This is a genomic window from Erwinia sp. ErVv1 (assembly GCF_900068895.1).
GTDB lineage: Bacteria > Pseudomonadota > Gammaproteobacteria > Enterobacterales > Enterobacteriaceae > Erwinia.
Window position 1 is genome coordinate 40,134 of sequence record NZ_CDPK01000010.1, and the last position, 22,582, is coordinate 62,715.

Here is a 22,582-nt window from a genome sequence, read left to right on the forward strand (position 1 = left end):
GGGTTATTATGCGAGTCGTTACCCTGTTCCGAACACGCTGTCTTTTTACGGCCCGGCCCCGATACTGGAATCTTCAACGCAATGACGACTCAGGCACCCCCAGGTTCACTGCTTCCCCTTCATCCGGAACAGCTCGCCCGTTTACAGGCGGCCACCGGCGATTTCTCCACCACCCAGCTTGCCTGGCTTTCAGGCTACTTCTGGGGAATGGTTAATCAGACGCCCGGCGCAACGATGAGTGCGCCGACCCCGACAGAAGCGCCCGCGATTACGCTGCTTTCCGCCTCGCAGACCGGTAACGCCCGTCGCCTGGCTGAGCAGCTCCGCGACGATCTCCTGGCGGCCAGCCTGAACGTTAATCTGGTTAACGCCGGCGACTACAAATTCAAGCAAATCGCGCAGGAAAAGCTGCTGATCGTGGTGACCTCCACGCAGGGCGAGGGTGATCCGCCGGAAGAAGCCGTGGCGCTGCACAAGTTTCTGATGTCCAAAAAAGCGCCAAAACTCGACCATACGGCATTCGCCGTCTTTGGTCTGGGCGATACGTCCTATGAATTCTTCAGCAAAGCCGGTAAGGATTTCGACGGCAGACTGGCAGAAATGGGCGGCGAGCGCCTGCTCGAGCGCGTTGACGCCGATGTAGAGTATGCCGCTGCTGCCGGGAAGTGGCGTGGGCAGATTGTCGATATTCTGAAGGCGCGGGTACCGGCAGAGTCGCCGTCACAGGCCGCTGCTNTGCGCTATCAGCCGGGCGATGCACTGGGCGTATGGTATGAAAACGACCCGGCGCTGGTCGCCGAGCTGCTGGCGCTACTCTGGCTGAAGGGTGATGAGCAGGTTGAGATAAACGGTCAGCCTCTGGCGCTCTCCGACGCGCTGCAAAAGCATCTGGAACTGACGGTCAACACGCCGCAGATCGTGGCGGAATACGGCAGGCTCTCGCGTGATGAGGCCCTGCTGACGCTGATTAATGAAAAACAGGCGCTACAGCACTATGCCCAGTCGACCCCGATAGTCGATATGGTCCGCCAGGCTCCGGTCGAGCTGAACGCTGAGCAGCTTATCTCGCTGCTGCGTCCGCTGACGCCGCGCCTGTACTCCATTGCCTCTTCGCAGGCCGAAAGTGAAAGCGAAGTGCATATCACCGTTGGCGTGGTGCGCTACGATATAGAGGGGCGTACCCGCACCGGCGGCGCCTCCGGTTTCCTGGCAGAGCGCCTGGAAGAGGATGCCGAAGTTCGGGTGTTTATTGAGCATAACGATAACTTCCGCCTGCCGGCCAATCCGGATGCACCGGTGATTATGATCGGCCCCGGCACCGGGATTGCCCCTTTTCGCGCCTTTATGCAGCAGCGCGATAATGATGGCGCTACGGGTAAGAACTGGCTGTTCTTTGGCAACCCGCACTTTACCGAAGATTTTCTCTACCAGGTTGAATGGCAGCGCTACGTTAAAGACGGGCTGCTGACCCATATCGACCTGGCCTGGTCACGCGATCAGCAACATAAGGTCTATGTACAGGACAAAATACGCGCCAAAGGGGCCGAAGTGTGGCGCTGGATCGAGCAGGGTGCGCATATTTATGTGTGCGGCGATGCCAACAGAATGGCGAAGGATGTGGAGCAGGCGCTGCTGGACGTGGTGGCCGAGCATGGCGGTATGGATGTGGATACCGCCGACGAATTTTTAAGTGAGCTGCGCATAGCGCGCCGCTATCAGCGAGACGTTTACTAATGAGCAATGACAAACATCCCGGGCCGCTGGTGGTTGAAGGCAAACTGGTTGACGCCGAGCGCCTGAAAAAAGAGAGCAACTATCTGCGTGGCACCATCGCCGACGATCTTAATAACGGCCTGACCGGCGGTTTTACCGGCGATAACTTCCTGCTAATCCGCTTTCACGGCATGTACCAGCAGGACGACCGCGATATCCGCGCTGAGCGCGCCGGACAAAAGCTGGAACCGCGTCATGCGATGATGCTGCGCTGCCGGCTACCGGGTGGCATTATCACGCCAACTCAGTGGCTGGCTATCGACAAATTCGCCAGAGACAACACCATCTATGGCAGCATTCGCCTGACCAATCGGCAGACCTTCCAGTTTCACGGCATCCTGAAGGGCAACGTGAAGCCCGCGCACCAGATGCTGCATGAAGTGGGGCTTGATTCGCTGGCAACGGCTAACGATGTCAACCGCAACGTGCTGTGCAGTTCCAATCCGGTCGAGTCTGAGCTGCATCAGGAAGCTTATGAGTGGGCGAAAAAGCTCTCTGAGCACCTGCTGCCGCAGACCCGCGCCTATGCGGAGATCTGGCTGGATCGGGAGAAGGTTGCTACCACGGATAAAGAACCGATTCTCGGTGAAACCTACCTGCCGCGTAAGTTCAAAACGACCGTGGTGGTGCCGCCGCATAACGATGTCGACCTGCATGCCAACGATTTAAACTTTATCGCCATCGCGGAAAACGGCAGGCTGATTGGCTTTAACCTGCTGGTGGGCGGCGGACTGTCCATCGACCACGGCAATAAAGCGACCTGGGCGCGCACGGCGAGCGAATTCGGCTTCCTGCCGCTGGATAAAACGCTGGCGGTAGCGGAAGCGGTGGTGACCACCCAGCGCGACTGGGGGAATCGTACCGATCGTAAAAATGCCAAAACCAAATACACCCTGGAGCGGGTGGGCGTGGACGTCTTTAAGGCGGAAGTGGAACGCCGGGCCGGCATCACCTTTGAGCCGGTGCGCCCCTATACGTTTACCACCCGTGGCGACCGCTTCGGCTGGGTAAAAGGCATTGATAATAAATGGCATCTGACGCTGTTTATCGAGAATGGTCGCCTGCTGGACTACCCTGGCCGCGCGCTGAAAACCGGCGTGGCGGAGATTGCAAAAATCCACAAGGGCGACTTCCGCCTGACCGCCAACCAGAACCTGATTGTAGCGGGCGTAGCGGAGGCGGATAAACCGGCTATCGAAGCGCTGGCGCGTCAACATGCGCTGATGGAAAGCGTGACGGCGCAGCGTGAAAATTCGATGGCCTGCGTCTCATTTCCGACCTGCCCGCTGGCGATGGCGGAGGCGGAACGTTTTCTGCCCGAGTTTGTCACCCGCGTGGAGGATATCATGACCCGCCACGGGGTGGGTGATGAGCACATCGTGCTGCGCGTCACCGGCTGTCCGAACGGCTGTGGTCGTGCGCTGCTGGCTGAAGTTGGGCTGGTGGGCAAGGCACCGGGTCGCTACAACCTTCATCTGGGCGGCAACCGCATTGGTACGCGTATTCCGCGTATGTACCGGGAAAACATCAACGAAGATGAAATCCTGTCTACGCTTGAACAGCTGATAGGCCGCTGGTCGAAAGAGCGTGAGGCGGATGAAGGCTTCGGAGACTTTACCCTGCGCGCGGGCGTAGTGAAGCCGGTTCTCGACCCGGCACGTGATTTTTGGGAATGATGACGGAGGCGCGACATGTCTGTACTCGATCTCTCTGCACTAAATGACCTGCCGAAAGTTGAGCGCGTAATGGCGCTGGCCGAGGTGAATACCCAGCTTGAGGCGCTCTCCGCCCAGGAGCGCGTGCTGTGGGCGCTGGAGAACCTGCCCGGCGAGGCGGTGCTCTCCTCGAGCTTTGGTATTCAGGCGGCGGTCAGCCTGCATCTGGTAAGTCAGGCGAAGCCGGGCATCCCGGTGATACTGACCGACACCGGCTACCTGTTCCCGGAGACTTATCGCTTTATTGACGAGCTGACGGAGAAGCTGGATCTCAACCTTCAGGTGTTTCGCGCCGGGCAGAGTGCCGCCTGGCAGGAGGCGCGCTACGGCAAGCTCTGGGAACAGGGCGTGGAAGGGATAGAGCGCTACAACCAAATTAATAAGGTCGAACCGATGAGCCGCGCGCTGGAAACGCTGAACGGACGGACCTGGTTTGCTGGCCTGCGCCGCGATCAGTCCAGCAGCCGGGCGAATCTGCCAGTACTGGCGATTCAGCGCGGCGTGTTTAAGGTGTTACCGATTATCGACTGGGATAATCGCCAGGTTCATCAATATCTGAAAGCGCATGGCCTCGGTTACCATCCGCTGTGGGATGAGGGTTATCTCTCGGTAGGGGATACACATACCACGCGTAAATGGGAGCCGGGAATGGCGGAAGAAGAGACGCGTTTCTTTGGCCTGAAACGCGAGTGCGGGCTGCACGAATAAGCTGCCTTAGTAAAGCATCTTCACCACAGTAATGGGGTTTGATGGCTCCCAGCCCTGGGGAGCGACGAAAAGAGAGGGATGGCCTGTATCGCCCCCAGGCCAGATAGTCTGGAGGCGATTAGAACGTATTATTTTAATTTACTCGTCAAGTCGTCATAAATATCGTTCGCAATAATTTCATGTACAACGGTGCTGGGATGGATGTGATCCCAAAATACAAAGCGGCTGTTAGTTATACAGGCGGCAGACGGTTTATATTGAAAGATAAAGTTAGCTTCCGCACTGTTGTTCAGATTCAGGCAGGTATCCTGGGTATTACTGATATTATATTTTTGCGGATTCGTTAAAACGTCGGTGAACGGCGTGTTGATATCAATCAGAATAATCTCTGCTTTACCTGCATAAGTGATATTCAGATCGGACACCATTTGTGCCAGCTGCCGGTTATACTCTTTCGTCTTCTGATCGACTATCCACGCAATCTGATGCGCAGCGGGTGCTTTAGAAATATCAGGAAGATTTATTACGGCTATCTGCTTAGCGCCATTAATTATCAGGTTTTGTACCCCCAGATAGATATCATTTACCACATAGGTGGGGTCTTTATCAGCATTAATGAAATCATTACCACCAAACAGCACGGTAAACAGCGTTTTCGCAATATCATAGCTGCCTGCGGATTTATAGTACTTCAGGAAAGAAGCGATTTGCTCACTGAATCCGGGCGTGAAAGGAACGGCCGACCCGGCATCGGAGGTTGCACCGCCTACCGCCCAACTGTACGAGGTAATATTCATTCTTTTAGCCAGATATTCGTGCCATACCAAACCGTTGGTAAAGTGGCCGTTGAACCATGTGTTCCTGTTAGGGGCCAGGAAATTGGTAGCCGTATACATGTTATTCACATCAGACAGGCTATCGCCAAAAACAACCATTCTTTCTATTTTTTTATCAACATCCTGAGGTTGCGTCGAACTCCAGGCGGTATGGTTGAATGATAAAATATTATTAGCCGCATAGGGCAGGATTTGCTGAGGAGTGAGATGCTTCTTCTCCAGAGTGAATTTGCAAATGCTCTGTAATTCACCCTGGTCAACATCGGTGTAAAACATGTTTGCCCATGAGAATAACCCATCGCTTTGCCAGTGGCCATTAAGTTTATACCAGCTGTTATCCTGATTAATGGCCCACTCATAATTGCTTTCTGGATCAGTGTCATCCGCTGAGACTTTATAAATACATCTGACATAGGTATAAGTTGGCTTACCCTCTCCAACCTGACGGTTCCAGGAACTCAGGTCATAAGGCGATGGGCCAATCATCCGGTCATTTCTGATAGCGTCGTTTGAAGGCTGCGTAACCACATCATCTGCATAGCTGGTCTGCAGTGGTATTGAAGATAATAAAGCGATGAGAATTATAATATTTTTCATGGTTATCCTTGAATTTTTTAGCCGGAAAAAAGGATGAAACTCACCGTAAATGCTAAATGGAAAAGCATAATTGAATTGTAAGGGGGGATATTCCGTAACGAAGGGGAGATTTATTGCATTTTTTGATGGTAAGAAAAACAAAATAACCGCAGTGGAAATTTTTACTGCGGTTGGCTTTTTAATTTAACTTTTCTATGTTTATTAAAAATAAAATCTGCTCTTTAGTGGCACAGACAAAAGTGCTGCGACCCTTGTTGTCAGTATCACGTGTCCTTAAGAATATCGAAATCGGCGGCGGTACGGGTAATATTCATTTTGATTACGCTATAGTCGGCCACTGCGACCAAGGGGTCTTCAGCAAGGATCGTATCCAGCTGTTTAGGGTCCACAGGCAGCACAGTCCGGCAGGCAGGAGGTCACCGGCATCATGCGATATGCAGCAGGTAACAGCCAGCAGGCTGTTGTCGGGATGGATAAATCTGCTAATAAAAATGCGCCAGGCAGCGTAGCGGGCGGACAACCTGTGCGCGCTGAAACTCCCTGAATATCATCCGCTAAGCACATTTTATGCGAAGCTTTGCCGCGACCTTATTCCATTCAGTAACTACTCATTCCAATAAGTAATTTCATTCACCTCAAGCCGGGGCCGTATAGTCGCACTAACTCTCTGTGATTAACAACAAGGCCGACGTGGATTATCTCCCAATATTTGCTGACATCCGAAACAAACCGGTGCTGGTAGTGGGCGGCGGTGACGTTGCCGCACGCAAGATTGTTCTGCTGCGCCGGGCGGGTGCCCGGGTGCTGATTGCGGCGCTGGCGCTGTGCGAAGAACTGGCTCAGCTGGCCGACAGCGGCGACGTGGAATGGCTGGCAGACCGCTACCACAGTACGCAGCTGGAAGGCGTATTTCTGGTTATCGCGGCGACCGACGACGCCCGGCTGAACGCGCAGGTATTTGAAGACGCCAGCGCCCGCCATCTGCTGGCAAACGTGGTTGACGATCAGCCTAAATGCTCCTTCATCTTCCCCTCTATTGTCGATCGCTCTCCCCTGGTGGTGGCTATCTCCTCCAGCGGCACCGCGCCGGTTCTGGCGCGGCTGCTGCGTGAAAAGCTTGAGGCGCTGCTGCCCGCTAACCTTGGGCAGATGGCAGAAATCGCCGGTCAGTGGCGGGACAAGGTCAAACAGCGCTTTACCAAAATGTCTGAGCGGCGCCGCTACTGGGAAACGGCCTTTAACGGCCTGTTTGCCAGCCAGGTCGCCTCCGGGAACGTTGAGGGGGCAAGAGAAACGCTTGACCAGCAGCTGGCACACCCTGAGGCGAATCAGGGCGAAATCATTCTGGTGGGGGCGGGACCGGGCGATCCGGGGCTGCTCACGCTGCGCGGGCTACAGGTGATGCAGCAGGCCGATGTGGTGCTATATGACCATCTGGTCAGCGACGAGATCCTGGACCTGGTGCGCCGCGATGCAGATCGCATCTGCGTGGGCAAACGCGCCAGCGCGCATTCGGTACCGCAGGAAGAGACCAACCGCCTGTTGGTAGAACTTGCCAGAAAGGGCAGGCGCGTGGTGCGTCTTAAGGGCGGCGACCCCTTTATTTTTGGACGCGGCGGCGAAGAGCTACAGGCAGCGGTCGAGGCGGGGATCCCTTTCCAGGTGGTCCCCGGCGTCACTGCCGCAGCGGGTGCGACGGCCTATGCCGGCATTCCCCTTACCCACCGGGATCATGCCCAGAGCGTGCTGTTTATCACCGGCCACTGCCGCGCCGACGGTGAAGGCATGGACTGGCCTTCACTGGCCCGCGCCCGTCAGACCCTGGCTATCTATATGGGAACGGTCAAGGCGGCAGAAATTGCCGCACAGCTGATTGCCCACGGTCGCGACGCCGCGACGCCGGTTGCGGTCATCGGACGCGGCACGCGTCAGGATCAGCAGGTGCTGACCGGCACGCTGCAACAACTCGAAGAACTCGCGCAGCGCGCGCCAACGCCAGCGCTGCTGGTCATTGGCGAAGTGGTCAATCTGCATCAGCAGCTGGCGTGGTTTCAACATTCAGCGCAGCAGGCCGGACGTGAGTCCGCCGTTGTGAATTTGGCTTGAGGAAAAGTTATGGATCAAAAACGACTCACCCACCTGCGTCAACTGGAAGCGGAAAGTATCCATATCATCCGTGAAGTGGCGGCAGAATTCGGCAACCCGGTAATGATGTACTCAATCGGCAAAGACTCCTCGGTGATGCTGCATCTGGCGCGGAAGGCTTTCTATCCCGGCACGCTGCCTTTTCCGCTGCTCCACGTCGATACCGGCTGGAAGTTTCGTGAAATGTACGCGTTTCGCGATCGCATGGTGAAGGATATCGGCGCGGAGCTGCTGGTACACCGTAATCCGGAAGGCGTGGCGATGGGCATCAACCCCTTCGTACACGGCAGCGCCAGACATACGGACATCATGAAAACGGAAGGGCTGAAGCAGGCGCTGAACAAATATGGCTTTGATGCTGCCTTTGGCGGTGCGCGGCGCGACGAAGAAAAATCCCGCGCAAAAGAGCGTATCTACTCTTTCCGTGACCGCTTTCACCGCTGGGACCCGAAAAATCAGCGTCCTGAACTGTGGCACAACTACAACGGCCAGATAAACAAGGGTGAAAGCATTCGCGTATTCCCCCTCTCCAACTGGACCGAGCTGGATATCTGGCAGTACATCTTCCTGGAAAATATCGAAATTGTTCCGCTCTACCTGGCAGCCGAGCGTCCGGTGCTGGAACGCGACGGAATGCTGATGATGATTGATGACGACCGTATTGATCTCCAGCCCGGTGAAGTGATTAAGCAGCGGATGGTGCGCTTCCGTACCCTGGGCTGCTGGCCGCTGACCGGTGCGGTGGAGTCCGAAGCGCAGACGCTGCCGGAAATCATCGAGGAGATGCTGGTGTCCACCACCAGTGAACGTCAGGGGCGCGTTATCGATCGCGATCAGTCAGGCTCAATGGAGCTGAAGAAACGCCAGGGTTATTTCTAAGGAGCCGATATGAATACCGTCATTGCACAACAAATCGCCGATCAGGGCGGCGTCGAAGCCTGGCTGCATGCGCAGCAGCATAAAAGCCTGCTGCGCTTTCTGACCTGCGGCAGCGTAGACGATGGCAAAAGTACGCTGATAGGCCGTCTGCTGCACGATACCCGACAGATTTATGAGGATCAGCTCTCCTCCCTGCACACGGACAGCAAGCGCCACGGTACGCAGGGTGAGAAACTGGATCTGGCGCTGCTGGTCGATGGCCTGCAGGCAGAACGGGAGCAGGGCATCACCATTGACGTTGCCTATCGCTATTTCTCCACCGAGAAGCGCAAGTTTATTATTGCCGACACCCCCGGCCACGAGCAGTACACCCGTAATATGGCAACCGGCGCCTCCACCTGTGATTTAGCTATCCTGCTGATTGACGCGCGTAAAGGCGTCCTGGATCAGACCCGTCGCCACAGCTTTATCTCCACGCTGCTGGGCATTCGCCATCTGGTGGTGGCGATCAATAAAATGGACCTGGTGGACTACCGCGAAGAAACTTTTGAACAGATCCGCCAGGATTACCTGGATTTCGCGACTCAGCTGCCTGCCGATCTGGATATTCGTTTTGTACCGATGTCCGCGCTGGAGGGCGAGAATGTCGCCTCCCCGAGTGCGGCCATGAGCTGGTACAGCGGCCCGACGCTGCTGGACGTGCTGGAAACCGTTGAAATCAGGCGGGTGGTTGAACAGCAGCCGATGCGTTTCCCGGTGCAGTATGTTAACCGCCCCAACCTGGACTTCCGCGGCTATGCGGGCACCCTGGCTTCGGGTTCGCTCCAGGTCGGACAGCGCATCAAGGTGCTGCCGTCCGGCGTTGAGTCGACGGTTACCCGCCTGGTAACTTTTGACGGCGATTTAGAGCAGGCGCAGGCGGGCGAAGCGATAACCGTGGTGTTACAGGATGAAATTGATATCAGCCGTGGCGATCTGCTGGTAAATGCAGACGCAACGATAGCGCCCGTCCAGTCTGCCAGCGTTGACGTGGTATGGATGGCGGAACAGCCGCTGATGCCTGGCCAGAGCTTCGATATCAAAATCGCCGGTAAGAAAACCCGCGCGCGCGTGGATAACGTTCAGCATCAGGTTGAAATCAACAGCCTGACCCAGCGTGATGTGGATAGCCTGCCGCTCAACGGTATCGGCCTGGTGGATGTGACGTTTGAAGAGCCGATGGTGCTGGATAGCTATCAGCAGAATCCCGTAACCGGCGGCATGATCTTTATCGATCGGCTGAGCAACGTCACGGTGGGCGCCGGGATGATCCGCGAGCCGCATGCGGATGCACCCCAGCACCAGGGCGACTTCAGTGCCTTTGAGCTGGAGCTGAACGCACTGGTACGCCGTCATTTCCCGCACTGGAACGCGCGCGATCTGCTGGGCGGACAGTAAGATGGCCGCCATTCATGACGAAAATGTTGTCTGGCACGATCACCCGATCACGCGCGACGCGCGTGAGCAGCAGCACGGACATCGGGGCGTAGTACTGTGGTTCACCGGACTCTCGGGGTCCGGTAAGTCTACGGTGGCGGGCGCGGTTGAGCAGGCGCTGCACCGTCTTGGCGTCAGCACCTACCTGCTGGATGGCGACAACGTGCGTCATGGGCTCTGCCGCGATCTCGGCTTTAGCGACGATGACCGTAAAGAGAATATTCGTCGCGTGGGTGAAGTGGCCACGCTAATGGTGGATGCCGGGCTGGTGGTGCTCAGCGCCTTTATTTCGCCCCACCGTGCGGAACGTCAAATGGTGCGGGACATGCAGGGGGAAGGGCGCTTTATCGAAGTCTTTGTCGATACGCCGCTGGCCATCTGTGAGGCCCGTGATCCAAAGGGACTCTACAAAAAAGCCCGGGCGGGAGAGCTGCGGAATTTCACCGGTATTGATGCGGTTTACGAGGCACCCGAGCGGCCTGAAATCCACCTGGACGGGGAACAATTGGTAACAAAATTGCTGGTTCAAGTGTTAGATCTGCTGCGTGAGCACGATATTATCAACGCCTGAGATAGCCACGGCGAATCGCCTCAGAGCGGGCCGACTTACGCGTCAACAGGATACTTATGCAAAACGTAACGCCCATGCTGGCCCGCAAAGATGACCGAGACCCGGAAGAGACCTCCTGGTCTTTCCCCGGCGGAGTGGTGGGCTTCGCCGCTTACTGGTTCGCGCTGGCGATCCCGTTTCTGCTCTACGGCTCGAATACGCTGTTCTTTTTTCTCTACACGTGGCCATTCTTTCTCGCACTGCTGCCCGTTTCCGTTCTGACCGGCATTGCCACCAGCCTGCTGCTGCGGGGCCATCTGCTCTGGACGATAGTGGTCACCGTAGCGGCGGTGGTCTGCCTGTTCTGGCTGCTTTTCACGCTGCTCTCCGGGTGGTAGTCGACTGCCCGCCTTTCACCGCCTGCTTTTAGGGGCGGATATGATGTCTGAATCCCCACTGCGGTTACAAAATTTTGCCGGGTAGCCCGGATTCTCTTGCAACTATGCTCACCGAACCACCAATATGCTGCTATTTCACCGACAGAGTGGAGTCCGGCCAAAAGTTATGGGATGATTGGGCCGTTTTTCAGGGGGCGGGGATGGGAAAACTTACGCTGCTGTTACTTGTACTTCTCGGCTGGTTGCAGTATTCGCTCTGGCTGGGCAAGAACGGCATACATGATTATACGCGCGTCAATGAAGACGTAGCGGTACAACAAAGCAGTAATGCGAAGTTAAAAGCGCGAAACGATCAGCTGTTTGCAGAAATCGACGACCTTAACGGCGGTTCTGAAGCAATTGAGGAGCGCGCACGTAACGAGCTGGGGATGATTAAACCCGGTGAGACCTTCTATCGCCTTGTGCCGGATCAAAATAAACGAAACGCGCAGCAGGGGATCCCCAACGGTCAGCAGCGATAAGCCATGAACATCGCCGTCTCTTTTCCGCACGTCATCGCTATCGTACCCGCAGCGGGTATCGGTAGCCGCATGCAGTCAGAATGCCCGAAACAATATCTCGCCATTAACGGTAAAACCATACTGGAACATACGCTGGATAGCCTGCTGGCCCATCCGGCGATTAGGCGCATTATTGTCGCCATCAGCCCCAGCGATCGTTTTTTCTCCACGCTGCCTGTTGCGGACGACCCGCGGATTACGGTGGTAATGGGCGGTCAGGAGCGTGCCGATTCCGTGCTGGCCGGGCTACAGGTGGCGTCCGATGCCGCCTGGGTGCTGGTGCATGACGCAGCACGTCCCTGTCTGCACCCTGACGATTTGACACGGCTGCTCAGGCTGACTGAAACCAGCCGGGTGGGCGGCATCCTCGCTGCGCCGGTTCGTGACACCATGAAGCGCGGTGAGCCGGGCAGGGAGACGATTGCGCATACCGTAGAACGTCAGGACCTCTGGCATGCGCTGACGCCGCAGCTCTTCCCGCAGGCGTTACTGCGCGACTGCCTGGTGCGGGCGCTGGGCGAGGGGGCGACCATCACCGATGAGGCCTCTGCGCTGGAATACTGTGGCTATCATCCTGAACTGATCCCCGGTCGTAGCGATAATATCAAGGTCACGCGGCCCGAGGATTTGGCGCTGGCGGCTTTTTACCTGACACAATCACATAATGAGGAGAGCGCATAATGCGTATCGGGCACGGTTTTGATGTACACGCATTTGGCGGCGAAGGCCCTCTGATTATCGGCGGCGTACGTATTCCTTATGATAAAGGGCTGCTGGCGCATTCCGATGGCGACGTGGCGCTGCATGCGCTGACCGATGCGCTGCTGGGTGCGGCGGCTCTCGGCGATATTGGCAAGCTGTTTCCTGATACCGATGCCGCTTACAAAGGCGCGGACAGCCGCGAGCTGCTGCGCGAAGCCTGGCGACAGATCGCTAAAAAGGGCTATACCCTGGGTAACGTAGACGTGACCCTGATTGCTCAGGCACCGAAAATGCTGCCCCATATTCCGCAGATGCGCATCAATATCGCCGAAGACCTGGGTATCCATATGGATGACGTCAACGTTAAGGCGACCACCACGGAAAAGCTGGGCTTTACCGGTCGCGGGGAAGGCATCGCCTGTGAAGCGGTGGCGCTGCTGATAAAGGCGGCCAGATAATGACCCTGAACGAGCTGAGCTGGCTGCATGGTAAACCCACGTCTGCGGGCGTGGTCAAAGCCAACCCGGAAGACTTTATTGTCATTGAAGATCTGGGCTATCAGCCAGACGGCGACGGCGAACAGCTGCTGGTCCGCGTGCGTAAAAATGGCTGTAACACCCGCTTTGTCGCAGAGGCGCTGGCTAAATTTGCCGGTGTACATCCACGGGACGTCAGCTTTGCCGGCATGAAAGATCGTCATGCCGTGACCGAACAGTGGTTTTGCCTGCGCATTCCCGGAAAAATTACGCCCGATTTCTCAGCCTTTCAGCTGGAAGGCTGCGAAGTGCTGGAAAGCGCGCGGCACCGGCGCAAACTGCGTACCGGTGCGCTACAGGGAAATGCATTCACCCTGATTTTGCGGCAGGTGACTGACCGCGAGGCGGTTGAGCAGCGGCTGGAGCAGATTAAAGTTGCTGGCGTCCCGAACTACTTCGGTGAACAGCGCTTTGGGCATCAGGGGAATAACCTGGTGATGGCACAGCGCTGGGCGTCGAATGAAATACGCGTTCGCGAACGCAGCAAGCGCAGCTTCCTGCTCTCTGCTGCCCGCAGCGCGCTGTTCAATCAGGTTGCCAGCGATCGCCTGGCGCAGCAGGGATCGCTTAAGCAGGTTATGGACGGTGACGCGCTGCAGCTCACCGGACGAGGCAGCTGGTTTGTGGCCGACGCGGCTGAGCTGGAGACGCTACAAGCCCGCGTCAGTCAGGATGAACTGCGCATCACCGCGCCGCTCCCCGGCAGCGGAGAGTGGGGAACCAAAGGCAGCGCGCTGGCATTTGAACAACAAAGTCTGGCAGCGGAAGCAGAATTGATTACACTGCTTGAGCGTGAGCGCGTGGAAGCGGCGCGTCGTGCGCTACTGGTGGTGCCGCGCGATCTGCTCTGGCGCTGGTGGGATGACGTGACCCTTGAGCTGAACTTCTGGCTTCCGGCAGGCAGCTTTGCCACCAGCGTGGTGCGGGAAATTGTCGAACAGGAAGGTAACGATGCGAATATTGCTGAGTAACGATGACGGTATTCATGCACCTGGCATTCAGGTGCTGGCTACGGCACTGCGGGAATTCGCTGACGTGCAGGTCGTTGCTCCCGATCGCAATCGCAGCGGCGCTTCTAACTCGCTGACGCTCGAAACGCCGCTTCGTACCTTTAGCTACCCCGGTGGCGATATCGCCGTGCAGATGGGCACGCCGACCGACTGCGTATACCTGGGCGTGAACCGGCTGATGCAGCCCGGACCCGATATTGTGGTGTCCGGCATCAATGCCGGGCCCAACCTCGGTGACGATGTGATCTACTCCGGTACCGTAGCCGCCGCGATGGAAGGGCGTCACCTTGGACTGCCCGCGCTGGCGGTCTCCCTTAACGGCCACCAGCACTACGAGACCGCTGCGGCGGTCACCTGCACGATCCTGCGCGCTTTGCAGCGTGAGCCGCTACGTACCGGGCGCATTCTCAATATCAACGTACCGGACCTCCCGCTCTCTGAAATCAAAGGCATACGCGTCACCCGCTGCGGTAGCCGCCATCCCAGCGATGGGGTGATCCCGCAGCAGGATCCGCGCGGCAATACCCTTTACTGGATCGGGCCGCCCGGCGAAAAACTGGATGCCGGGCCGGATACCGACTTTGCCGCCGTTGATGAGGGCTATGTCTCCGTTACCGCCCTGCATGTGGATTTAACGGCCCATGCCGCTCAGGCAGTGCTGGCAGACTGGCTGGATCAGGCTGGAGTGGACCGCCAATGGTGAGCAGACGTATTGATACCCTGCTGGCGCAGCTGCGCCAGCAGGGCATTGAGGATGAACGCCTGCTAAAAGCCATTGAGGAGGTGCCGCGTGAGCGCTTTGTCGATGAGGCCTTTGAGCATAAGGCCTGGGAAAATATGGCGCTGCCGATTGGTTCCGGCCAGACCATCTCTCAGCCCTATATGGTGGCGAAAATGACCTCGCTGCTGGCGCTGACGCCCGCATCGCGCGTGCTGGAAATCGGTACCGGCTCAGGATATCAGACGGCGATCCTGGCGCATCTCGTTGAACACGTTTTTTCCGTTGAGCGGATTAAAGGCCTGCAGTGGCAGGCCAAACGACGGTTGAAACAGCTGGATCTGCATAATGTCTCCACGCGCCATGGGGATGGCTGGCAGGGCTGGCCGTCACGCGGGCCATTTGACGCTATTATTGTCACCGCTGCGCCACCGGAAATTCCGCTTGAGCTGATGTCCCAGCTGGATGAGGGAGGAGTTATGGTGTTGCCGGTAGGGGAAGAGCATCAGCAGCTGAAGCGGATCCGCCGTCGCGCCGATGAGTATATTGTCGACACCATCGAGCCGGTGCGTTTTGTTCCGCTGGTGAAGGGCGAACTGGCCTGATTGAGATCGTACGCAATTGCATACATCTGTGAATAGCGAGCGAACGACGATATTGTTACTATCTGAATAATTGAATTTTTATCAACACCGCTGTCCAGCCGATAGCAGGCCGGACAGCCGCCGCAGTTGTGCCGTAACGGGGGATTTAAATGAGCACGGGAAGCCCAGATTTCAAATTGCGCCGTATTGCGGCCGTTTCGCTGGTAGGTTTTTGGCTGGCAGGCTGCTCCAGCAGTAATACTCAGGCACCCATCAGTTCGGTGGGCAGTAATGCCGATTCGGGTATGACGTCCTCAGCCAGTGCGGACAGCGGCACAGGGGGTGGCCTGATTGCTCGCCCCACCTCCATCTCGACTAACGCATCACAGCCGGTCAGCCAGCCTGTGATGGCCAGTTCGGACAGTAATCAGAACGTTGTCACCCAAAATGGGCACATTGTTTACAATCGTGCGTATGGGAATATTCCTAAAGGTAGCTACAGCGGGCAGACCTACACGGTCAAGCATGGCGATACCCTGTTTTATATCGCATGGATTACTGGAAACGATTTCCGCGATCTCGCGCAAAGAAACAATATATCCGCGCCTTACAGTCTCAATGTTGGCCAGCAGTTACAGGTTAGTAATGGCTCCGGTGGCACGCTCACCGGTGGTAACGCTATCACCGCAGCCGACGCAACGGCGGGGGGGGTACCGACTCAGCCGACCACTCCACAAATTAAAGGCGGAACGGTTGCACAGCAGCCAGTAATTACGTACTCTGAGGATTCAGGTAAACCAAGTGAAGGCAAAATGCTGCCCTCATCCGGCACAAATACTGTTGCAACGACAACAGCGCCGGTTACCACCCCAACCGTCAGCAGCACAACCACCAGCACTACCCCTGTGGGTAGCTGGAGATGGCCGACCGACGGTAAGATCATTGATAACTTTTCTGCGTCCGAAGGAGGCAATAAAGGTATTGATATCGCGGGGACCCGCGGACAGCCCGTTGTTTCAACCGCCTCAGGGCGCGTTGTTTACGCCGGGAATGCGCTGCGCGGTTACGGTAATTTGATTATCATCAAACATAATGATGATTACCTGAGTGCATATGCCCATAACGACACGATGCTGGTCCGCGAGCAACAAGAAGTTAAAGCGGGTCAGAAGATTGCCACTATGGGTAGTACCGGCACGAGCTCGGTTAGATTGCATTTTGAAATTCGTTACAAGGGGAAATCCGTAAACCCGTTGCGTTATTTACCGCAGCGATAAACCGGCAGAACCCTGGTGTTCTGCCCTGGGATCACGGGTAGGAGCCGCTTATGAGCCAGAATACGCTGAAAGTTAATGAGTTAAATGAAGACGCGGAATTCGACGAAAACGGAGCTGAGGTTTTTGATGAGAAGGCTCTTGTCGGAAATGAACCTGCTGATAATGACTTAGCTGAAGAAGAGCTGCTGTCACAAGGCGCAACGCAACGCGTGCTGGATGCGACGCAGCTCTACCTGGGAGAAATTGGTTATTCTCCTCTATTAACGGCAGAGGAAGAGGTTTTCTTTGCCCGTCGTGCGCTACGTGGTGATGTTCCATCGCGCCGCCGCATGATTGAAAGTAATCTACGTCTGGTAGTTAAGATTGCCCGTCGTTACAGCAATCGCGGTCTGGCCCTGCTGGACCTGATTGAAGAAGGTAACCTCGGTTTGATCCGTGCAGTAGAAAAGTTTGACCCGGAAAGAGGGTTCCGCTTCTCTACCTATGCTACCTGGTGGATTCGTCAGACGATTGAACGGGCTATCATGAACCAAACCCGTACCATTCGCCTGCCGATTCACATCGTAAAAGAGCTGAACGTCTATCTGCGTACCGCGCGCGAACTGGCCCACAAGCTGGATCACGAGCCAAGTGCCGAAGAGATAGCTGAACAGCTTGATAAGCCTGTTGATGACGTCAGCCGTATGCTGCGCCTCAACGAACGCATTACATCAGTTGACACACCTTTGGGTGGGGATTCTGAAAAAGCGCTGCTGGACATCCTGGCCGATGATAAAGACAACGGCCCGGAAGATACCACGCAGGACGATGATATGAAGCAGAGCATCGTCAAATGGTTGTTCGAACTGAACGCCAAGCAGCGTGAAGTACTGGCTCGTCGTTTCGGCCTGTTAGGCTATGAAGCGGCAACGTTGGAGGATGTAGGCCGGGAAATCGGTCTTACCCGCGAACGTGTTCGTCAGATCCAGGTTGAAGGTCTGCGTCGTCTGCGTGAAATTCTGCAGGCGCAGGGACTGAATATCGAAGCTCTGTTCCGCGAATAGAAGTCTGTATGAGTTAATGCGAAAAGCGGTGGCGAAAGCCACCGCTTTTTTATTGCCTGTACCCAGCCAGGATATCGGACAAAGGTCAGGCCGTCGGAAAAGGGCAGGTCGTCGGACTAACGTGATGCCGTCGAACAAGAGCAGGTCGTCGGACTAAGGTGAGGTCGTCGGACAAGAGCAGGCCATAGGACAGAGGTCAGGCCGTCGTGCTACTGCCAGACCCGCGAAATGAGCGCGGGCCTGGGACCGAGCTACACCAGAGACTTCAGGCGGTAAATCCACTCCAGCGCCTGGCGTGGTGAAAGAGAATCAGGATCCAGTGCTTCCAGCGCTTCCAGCGCTTCAACTGCGGGAGAGGTCTCCTCAACCAGCAGCGGAAGCTGGGGGCCATCTCCCGGAGTCGCTGCGGCGTTGCCAGACAGCGTTTCCAACTCCTTCAGCTTTTGCCGGGCGCGTTTGATTACTTCCTTAGGCACGCCCGCCAGCGCGGCTACCGCAAGACCATAGCTTTTACTGGCGGCCCCCTCCTGCACGCTGTGCATAAAGGCGATGGTATCGCCGTGCTCTATAGCGTCCAGATGAACGTTGGCTACGCCTTCCATTTTTTCGGGAAGCGTGGTCAGCTCAAAGTAGTGGGTAGCAAACAACGTCATGGCTTTAATACGGCTCGCGAGGCTTTCAGCGCAGGCCCAGGCCAGCGACAGACCATCATAGGTCGAGGTACCACGACCTATCTCATCCATCAGTACCAGGCTGTGCTCGGTGGCATTGTGCAGAATATTGGCCGTTTCGGTCATTTCCACCATAAAGGTCGAGCGACCAGACGCCAAATCGTCCGCCGCGCCGACGCGGGTGAAAATACGGTCCACTGGCCCAATAAGTGCCTGTTCAGCAGGTACATAGCTGCCAATGTACGCCATCAGCGTAATCAGGGCGGCCTGACGCATATAGGTACTTTTACCGCCCATATTCGGACCGGTGATCACCAGCATACGGCGCTGCGGCGATAGCGAAAGTGGGTTAGCGATAAACGGCTCTTTCAGCACCTGCTCAACCACCGGATGTCGCGCACCAGTCAGTTTAATCCCCGGCTTGTCGCTCAGGGTTGGACAGGCGTAGTTCAGCGTCCATGCGCGCTCGGCAAGGTTCGCCAGCACGTCCAGCTCGGCAAGAGAGGCGGCACTGAGCTGGAGCGCTTCAAGATGAGGCAGCAGAAGATCGAACAGCTGCTCATACAGCGATTTTTCCAGCGCCAGCGCTTTGCCTTTCGACGTGAGGACTTTATCTTCGTACTCTTTCAGCTCGGGAATGATATAGCGTTCGGCATTCTTTAACGTCTGGCGGCGCACATAGTTAATGGGGACCAGGTGACTCTGACCACGACTCACCTGAATATAGTAGCCGTGGACGCCGTTGAAGCCGACCTTGAGCGTATCCAGCCCCAGCTTCTCGCGCTCGCGGATCTCCAGGCGATCCAGATAATCGGTCGCGCCATCCGCCAGCGCCCGCCACTCATCCAGTTCGGCATTGTAGCCCGGGGCAATCACGCCACCATCACGCACCAGTACCGGCGGGGNTTCGACGATAGCGTTTTCCAGCAGCGCCCGCAGCTCCTCAAACTGACCCATCTGCGTACGCAGCGTTTGCAGATGTGGTGTTTCACAATCTGCCAGCAGGGCATCCAGCTGCGGAAGCTGCTGGAAGGCATGGCGCATACGGGCAAGATCGCGAGGCCGAGCGGTACGGAGCGCCAGCCTCGCCAGGATCCGCTCAAGATCGCCAACCTGGCGCAGCAGCGGTGAGAGTTCGGCAGAAAAATCCTGCAGTGCGCCAATGCTTTGCTGACGGTTAATAATAATCTGGCTGTCACGCACCGGCATATGCAGCCAGCGTTTTAGCATGCGGCTACCCATCGGCGTAACGGTTTTATCCAGCACCGAGGCCAGGGTGTTTTCACTGCCTCCGGCCAGATTCTGAGTAATCTCCAGATTACGCCGGGTGGCAGCATCCATGATGATGCCATCCTGCTGGCGCTCCATGGTCAGCGAGCGGATATGCGGCAGCGAGGTACGCTGCGTATCCTTTGCATACTGCAACAGGCAGCCCGCTGCCCGCAGCGCCAGCTCGGCCTGCTCGACGCCGAAGCCACTCAAATCGCGGGTGCCAAACTGCATATTCAGCTGCTGGCGGGCCGTTTCTACCTCAAATTCCCACAGCGGACGGCGACGCAGACCGCGACGGTTATCAATGAGTGACATGGCCGCAAAATCTTCTGAATAGAGGAGTTCAGCGGGATTCGTGCGCTGCAGCTCGGCAGCCATGGTTTCGTTATCGGTTGGCTCTGCAAGGCGAAAGCGCCCTGAGCTGATATCAAGCGTCGCGAAGCCAAAGCCGCGCGGGCCCTGCCAGATGGCTGCCAGCAGATTATCCTGCCGCTCCTGAAGCAGCGCTTCATCGCTAATGGTACCCGGCGTAACAATACGCACGACCTTGCGCTCAACCGGACCTTTGCTCGTTGCCGGGTCGCCAATCTGCTCACAGATAGCAACGGATTCACCCAGATGCACCAGCTTAGCCAGGTAGTTTTCCACGGCATGATAGGGTACACCGGCCATCGGAATGGGTTCACCGGCGGAGGCACCGCGTTTGGTCAGGGAAATTTCAAGCAGCTGTGATGCACGTTTGGCATCGTCGTAAAACAGTTCATAGAAATCCCCCATGCGATAAAACAGCAGGATTTCCGGATGCTCAGCCTTGAGGCGCAGGTACTGCTGCATCATCGGCGTATGGGTGGAAAAGTCCTTATCCACAGACTCTTTCATATTGAATTTACTCATTTTTATGGTTTAAGAAGTACTCAAGTGGCCCCATTTGAAACCATGTTAAACCCATCTAAATCCGAAAATTTGTATGCCAGATGTATTCTAGCTACTATCAAGAATACAACATGGCTCTTCTGGTATACATGAGGCAACAACTGTGAAGATGACTCTGAATCAATCAATAATTATCAATAAGTTATCGATAGAAACCAAACCTGAGTTAGATTCAGACGGACGAGTTGTGTATGTGCCTAACATTTCTGGTAAGCCATATCTTATCACCGACAGCCATCGTGATTCACCCGTTGGCTTTGGTGTTAAGATCAGTTCCACAAAGAAGACCTATATCATTCAAAGAAGGGTTTCAGGTGGGGGCAGAAGCCTTTCAGAGGGGAAGTCACCTTCGCAGGTTATCAGAGCTACAGTAGGTAATGTATCGGATTTTGCATCGATTGATCAGGCTCGTGAAGTTGCGAGAACCTATGCACAATCGATGAAATCTACTAAAAGAAACCCAAATGTAATTAAACGAGAAGCTGATATCGCAGAGCTGACCCTCAGTGAGATTTTTGCTCAATATCGTCAGCACCTCTTGGGACGAAGTAAACCAGCAAAACCAAATTCAATCCGGGTGCTTGATAAAGCGGAACAGAAGCTTAAAGATTGGGAGAGATATCGAGTCCGTGACCTTACAGGAAGTATCATTCTTAAGAAGTTTGATGAGATAGCCTCAAAGACCAGAACGACTGCCGAGCAGACTTTCAGATGGGCAAATGTGGCAGTTCAACATTCTATCGATGTTGAAGCGATGAATGCACAGAGCCAGCAACGACTGCCTGTTCTCACTTACAACCCATTCACTGTGCTCAGAGTGCAAAAGAAATACCGCAGTCGCTCTGAACTGGAAGAAAGCTATCAGTCAAAAGGTGTGAGAAATCCGCTTTCCGCAAAAGATACATTGGGTAAATTTCTTGATGCACTACATAACAAAAGAAGCTTCAACCGCCTTGGTTGCGATTACCTTCTGCTAACGGTGTTGCTTGGGGCGAGGAAGGAAGAGACGGCTTCGCTCTGCTGGAGAGAAGAGCTATCAGTAGAAGAAGCAAAGACTGCAAGCTATGTCGATTTGGCTAGTAGAAAAATTTTCTTCTTTGATACTAAAAACAGGACGAACCATGAGCTTCCAATCTGTGATGCTGTCAGATGTTTGTTAGAGGACAGGAGGGATATCGTTTTAGATAAAGAAACAAAAGCGAGTAGAAGGAAATGGGTCTTTCCAGCAAGATCTCCGCGAAGCAAGGCTGGTCACTACAGCGACAGTAAAAGTCTCAGGGAATATCTTTGTGAAGAGGCAGGAATCGTTAAGCTTGGAACTCATGACCTAAGAAGGACATTCGGTCGTATAGCAGAAGAGCTTGTTTCCTATGCAGTAGTGAAGAAGCTTTTGAACCACCGCAATACGACCGATCCTACAGAAAGGTATGCGGAACCAGACAGTAATCGTGTATATGATGCACTTCAACGGATTGAGTTACACATATTGATGACGGCACCTCGATTATATAATAGTTTATTGGCATCAGCTAAATACCCTCCAATACCTGAAAATGCTGGGAAGGATGCATGAGCACTATCGAAACTTTGAGAGAGATGTCAGAAGTGTGGAGTTTGTTTAGTGACATGCCGGACGATGCCACTATCGGAGTGGATTTAGCGGCACTTTACTTAGGAGTAAGTGTTAAAACCCTTGCTCGTTACCGTCAGAATGGTGATGGTCCACCGTATGTTCAATATCAATCTTCTGAAAGCAAAGCTCGCAACCAACGGGTGAATTATTTGCTTGGTGATCTTCGTGCCTGGAGAAACAATCATAGAGTAAGTAGCACTATGCAGGCCGCCCAGGTTAGAGGATTGGCTTTTACCACTTTAAAAGATTTTGTCGAGCCTCAGCCATTCTGGGCAGATAGTAGTGATGATAAAATCATTGAACATATTCTTACTTTACCACACAGTATTTCTAAAGATTGCCTAAAAAATCATACTTGCGAAGTAATTTGGATAAGTGTTGAAGAAGCTCTATCAAGGCAATGGAGAAATGCAGAAGAAAGAAAAATATGGCACAGTATTTTTCGTGAGACTATCCAATGCATTATTCTTGAATCAACTTCACAACAAGAGAAACATGAAATATTATCTAATTTGGATATAAGGCATTGAGCGAGAATATTAAGGTGCTTTATACAAGCACCTTTT

At 55.1% G+C, this 22,582-nt stretch carries 21 protein-coding genes; 18 read left to right on the forward strand and 3 right to left on the reverse strand.

Features of this window, described 5'->3' with window-relative positions:
- Positions 1-81: 81 nt before the first annotated feature.
- From A1830_RS14600 to cysH, 3 genes are read left to right on the forward strand one after another with little or no spacing between them, the layout of a single operon-like run.
- On the forward strand, positions 82-1,734 hold the full coding sequence (locus A1830_RS14600; protein WP_067707608.1) for a flavodoxin domain-containing protein: 1,653 nt from the start codon (positions 82-84) through the stop codon (positions 1,732-1,734).
- Entirely contained in the window at positions 1,734-3,449 is a 1,716-nt protein-coding gene (gene cysI, locus A1830_RS14605; protein WP_067707611.1) for an assimilatory sulfite reductase (NADPH) hemoprotein subunit, read from the forward strand. Before A1830_RS14600 ends, cysI begins: the two co-directional genes overlap by 1 nt.
- Before the next feature lie 15 nt (positions 3,450-3,464).
- Positions 3,465-4,196, forward strand: coding sequence for a phosphoadenosine phosphosulfate reductase (gene cysH, locus A1830_RS14610; RefSeq protein ID WP_067707614.1), 732 nt, complete (start codon positions 3,465-3,467; stop codon positions 4,194-4,196).
- A gap of 128 nt (positions 4,197-4,324) precedes the next feature.
- Here cysH and A1830_RS14615 read toward each other — a convergent pair whose 3' ends face one another.
- Entirely contained in the window at positions 4,325-5,629 is a 1,305-nt protein-coding gene (locus A1830_RS14615) for an SGNH/GDSL hydrolase family protein (RefSeq protein ID WP_067707617.1), read from the reverse strand.
- A 263-nt stretch (positions 5,630-5,892) separates the two neighbouring features.
- Positions 5,893-6,018, reverse strand: a complete 126-nt coding sequence (locus A1830_RS23720) for a hypothetical protein (protein ID WP_255362088.1) — start codon at positions 6,016-6,018, stop codon at positions 5,893-5,895.
- Positions 6,019-6,319: 301 nt separating this feature from the next.
- Here A1830_RS23720 and cysG point away from each other — a divergent pair, with 301 nt between their 5' ends.
- From cysG to rpoS, 13 genes are all read left to right on the forward strand, one after another.
- A complete protein-coding gene (gene cysG / locus A1830_RS14620) occupies positions 6,320-7,735 on the forward strand; it encodes a siroheme synthase CysG (RefSeq protein WP_067707902.1) in 1,416 nt (471 codons plus the stop codon).
- A gap of 9 nt (positions 7,736-7,744) precedes the next feature.
- Positions 7,745-8,653 carry a sulfate adenylyltransferase subunit CysD gene (gene cysD, locus A1830_RS14625; protein ID WP_067707619.1) on the forward strand — a complete coding sequence of 303 codons (909 nt, stop codon included), beginning with the start codon at positions 7,745-7,747 and terminating at the stop codon, positions 8,651-8,653.
- A gap of 9 nt (positions 8,654-8,662) precedes the next feature.
- The gene (gene cysN, locus A1830_RS14630; protein WP_067707621.1) at positions 8,663-10,090 is read left to right on the forward strand and encodes a sulfate adenylyltransferase subunit CysN; all 1,428 of its coding nucleotides are present in this window, start codon (positions 8,663-8,665) and stop codon (positions 10,088-10,090) included.
- Position 10,091: 1 nt separating this feature from the next.
- Positions 10,092-10,700: an adenylyl-sulfate kinase gene (cysC, locus tag A1830_RS14635; protein WP_067707622.1), complete on the forward strand. Its 609-nt coding sequence runs from the start codon at positions 10,092-10,094 to the stop codon at positions 10,698-10,700.
- 56 nt (positions 10,701-10,756) lie between these two features.
- Positions 10,757-11,077 carry a DUF3561 family protein gene (locus A1830_RS14640; protein ID WP_067707628.1) on the forward strand — a complete coding sequence of 107 codons (321 nt, stop codon included), beginning with the start codon at positions 10,757-10,759 and terminating at the stop codon, positions 11,075-11,077.
- A 200-nt stretch (positions 11,078-11,277) separates the two neighbouring features.
- Positions 11,278-11,598, forward strand: coding sequence for a cell division protein FtsB (ftsB, locus tag A1830_RS14645; protein WP_067707636.1), 321 nt, complete (start codon positions 11,278-11,280; stop codon positions 11,596-11,598).
- A 9-nt stretch (positions 11,599-11,607) separates the two neighbouring features.
- Complete coding sequence (gene ispD / locus A1830_RS14650; RefSeq protein ID WP_197473347.1) at positions 11,608-12,318, forward strand: 2-C-methyl-D-erythritol 4-phosphate cytidylyltransferase; 711 nt, start codon at positions 11,608-11,610, stop codon at positions 12,316-12,318.
- Positions 12,318-12,797, forward strand: coding sequence for a 2-C-methyl-D-erythritol 2,4-cyclodiphosphate synthase (ispF, locus tag A1830_RS14655; protein ID WP_067707641.1), 480 nt, complete (start codon positions 12,318-12,320; stop codon positions 12,795-12,797). The genes ispD and ispF overlap by 1 nt, the downstream gene beginning before the upstream one ends.
- Positions 12,797-13,846 carry a tRNA pseudouridine(13) synthase TruD gene (gene truD, locus A1830_RS14660; RefSeq protein ID WP_067707644.1) on the forward strand — a complete coding sequence of 350 codons (1,050 nt, stop codon included), beginning with the start codon at positions 12,797-12,799 and terminating at the stop codon, positions 13,844-13,846. The genes ispF and truD overlap by 1 nt, the downstream gene beginning before the upstream one ends.
- Positions 13,827-14,588 (forward strand): 5'/3'-nucleotidase SurE, encoded by a 762-nt coding sequence (surE, locus tag A1830_RS14665; RefSeq protein WP_067707646.1) that lies wholly within the window; start codon positions 13,827-13,829, stop codon positions 14,586-14,588. The genes truD and surE overlap by 20 nt, the downstream gene beginning before the upstream one ends.
- Positions 14,582-15,208 carry a protein-L-isoaspartate(D-aspartate) O-methyltransferase gene (locus tag A1830_RS14670; protein WP_067707654.1) on the forward strand — a complete coding sequence of 209 codons (627 nt, stop codon included), beginning with the start codon at positions 14,582-14,584 and terminating at the stop codon, positions 15,206-15,208. The genes surE and A1830_RS14670 overlap by 7 nt, the downstream gene beginning before the upstream one ends.
- Positions 15,209-15,357: 149 nt before the next feature.
- The gene (gene nlpD, locus A1830_RS14675; RefSeq protein ID WP_067707657.1) at positions 15,358-16,464 is read left to right on the forward strand and encodes a murein hydrolase activator NlpD; all 1,107 of its coding nucleotides are present in this window, start codon (positions 15,358-15,360) and stop codon (positions 16,462-16,464) included.
- A 50-nt stretch (positions 16,465-16,514) separates the two neighbouring features.
- Entirely contained in the window at positions 16,515-17,507 is a 993-nt protein-coding gene (rpoS, locus tag A1830_RS14680) for an RNA polymerase sigma factor RpoS (RefSeq protein WP_067707659.1), read from the forward strand.
- Between the two features lie 251 nt (positions 17,508-17,758).
- On the opposite strand, the gene mutS is transcribed toward rpoS, so the two are convergent.
- The gene (mutS, locus tag A1830_RS14685) at positions 17,759-20,329 is read right to left on the reverse strand and encodes a DNA mismatch repair protein MutS (RefSeq protein ID WP_067707905.1); all 2,571 of its coding nucleotides are present in this window, start codon (positions 20,327-20,329) and stop codon (positions 17,759-17,761) included.
- A gap of 157 nt (positions 20,330-20,486) precedes the next feature.
- On the opposite strand from mutS, the gene A1830_RS14690 reads away from it, so the two are divergent.
- Positions 20,487-21,956 carry a tyrosine-type recombinase/integrase gene (locus A1830_RS14690; protein WP_067707662.1) on the forward strand — a complete coding sequence of 490 codons (1,470 nt, stop codon included), beginning with the start codon at positions 20,487-20,489 and terminating at the stop codon, positions 21,954-21,956.
- Positions 21,953-22,546 carry a hypothetical protein gene (locus tag A1830_RS14695; RefSeq protein ID WP_067707664.1) on the forward strand — a complete coding sequence of 198 codons (594 nt, stop codon included), beginning with the start codon at positions 21,953-21,955 and terminating at the stop codon, positions 22,544-22,546. The genes A1830_RS14690 and A1830_RS14695 overlap by 4 nt, the downstream gene beginning before the upstream one ends.
- Positions 22,547-22,582: the final 36 nt, after the last annotated feature.

Excerpts from the sequence above, each read along its gene's own strand:
- ftsB (WP_067707636.1), top strand. The coding sequence starts at position 11,278 with ATGGGAAAACTTACGCTGCTGTTACTTGTACTTCTCGGCTGGTTGCAG.
- cysI (WP_067707611.1), top strand. The coding sequence starts at position 1,734 with ATGAGCAATGACAAACATCCCGGGCCGCTGGTGGTTGAAGGCAAACTG.
- A1830_RS14615 (WP_067707617.1), bottom strand. The coding sequence starts at position 5,629 with ATGAAAAATATTATAATTCTCATCGCTTTATTATCTTCAATACCACTG.
- nlpD (WP_067707657.1), top strand. The coding sequence starts at position 15,358 with ATGAGCACGGGAAGCCCAGATTTCAAATTGCGCCGTATTGCGGCCGTT.
- truD (WP_067707644.1), top strand. The coding sequence starts at position 12,797 with ATGACCCTGAACGAGCTGAGCTGGCTGCATGGTAAACCCACGTCTGCG.
- cysN (WP_067707621.1), top strand. The coding sequence starts at position 8,663 with ATGAATACCGTCATTGCACAACAAATCGCCGATCAGGGCGGCGTCGAA.
- cysH (WP_067707614.1), top strand. The coding sequence starts at position 3,465 with ATGTCTGTACTCGATCTCTCTGCACTAAATGACCTGCCGAAAGTTGAG.
- surE (WP_067707646.1), top strand. The coding sequence starts at position 13,827 with ATGCGAATATTGCTGAGTAACGATGACGGTATTCATGCACCTGGCATT.
- A1830_RS14695 (WP_067707664.1), top strand. The coding sequence starts at position 21,953 with ATGAGCACTATCGAAACTTTGAGAGAGATGTCAGAAGTGTGGAGTTTG.
- cysC (WP_067707622.1), top strand. The coding sequence starts at position 10,092 with ATGGCCGCCATTCATGACGAAAATGTTGTCTGGCACGATCACCCGATC.
- A1830_RS14670 (WP_067707654.1), top strand. The coding sequence starts at position 14,582 with ATGGTGAGCAGACGTATTGATACCCTGCTGGCGCAGCTGCGCCAGCAG.
- ispF (WP_067707641.1), top strand. The coding sequence starts at position 12,318 with ATGCGTATCGGGCACGGTTTTGATGTACACGCATTTGGCGGCGAAGGC.
- A1830_RS14640 (WP_067707628.1), top strand. The coding sequence starts at position 10,757 with ATGCAAAACGTAACGCCCATGCTGGCCCGCAAAGATGACCGAGACCCG.
- cysD (WP_067707619.1), top strand. The coding sequence starts at position 7,745 with ATGGATCAAAAACGACTCACCCACCTGCGTCAACTGGAAGCGGAAAGT.
- rpoS (WP_067707659.1), top strand. The coding sequence starts at position 16,515 with ATGAGCCAGAATACGCTGAAAGTTAATGAGTTAAATGAAGACGCGGAA.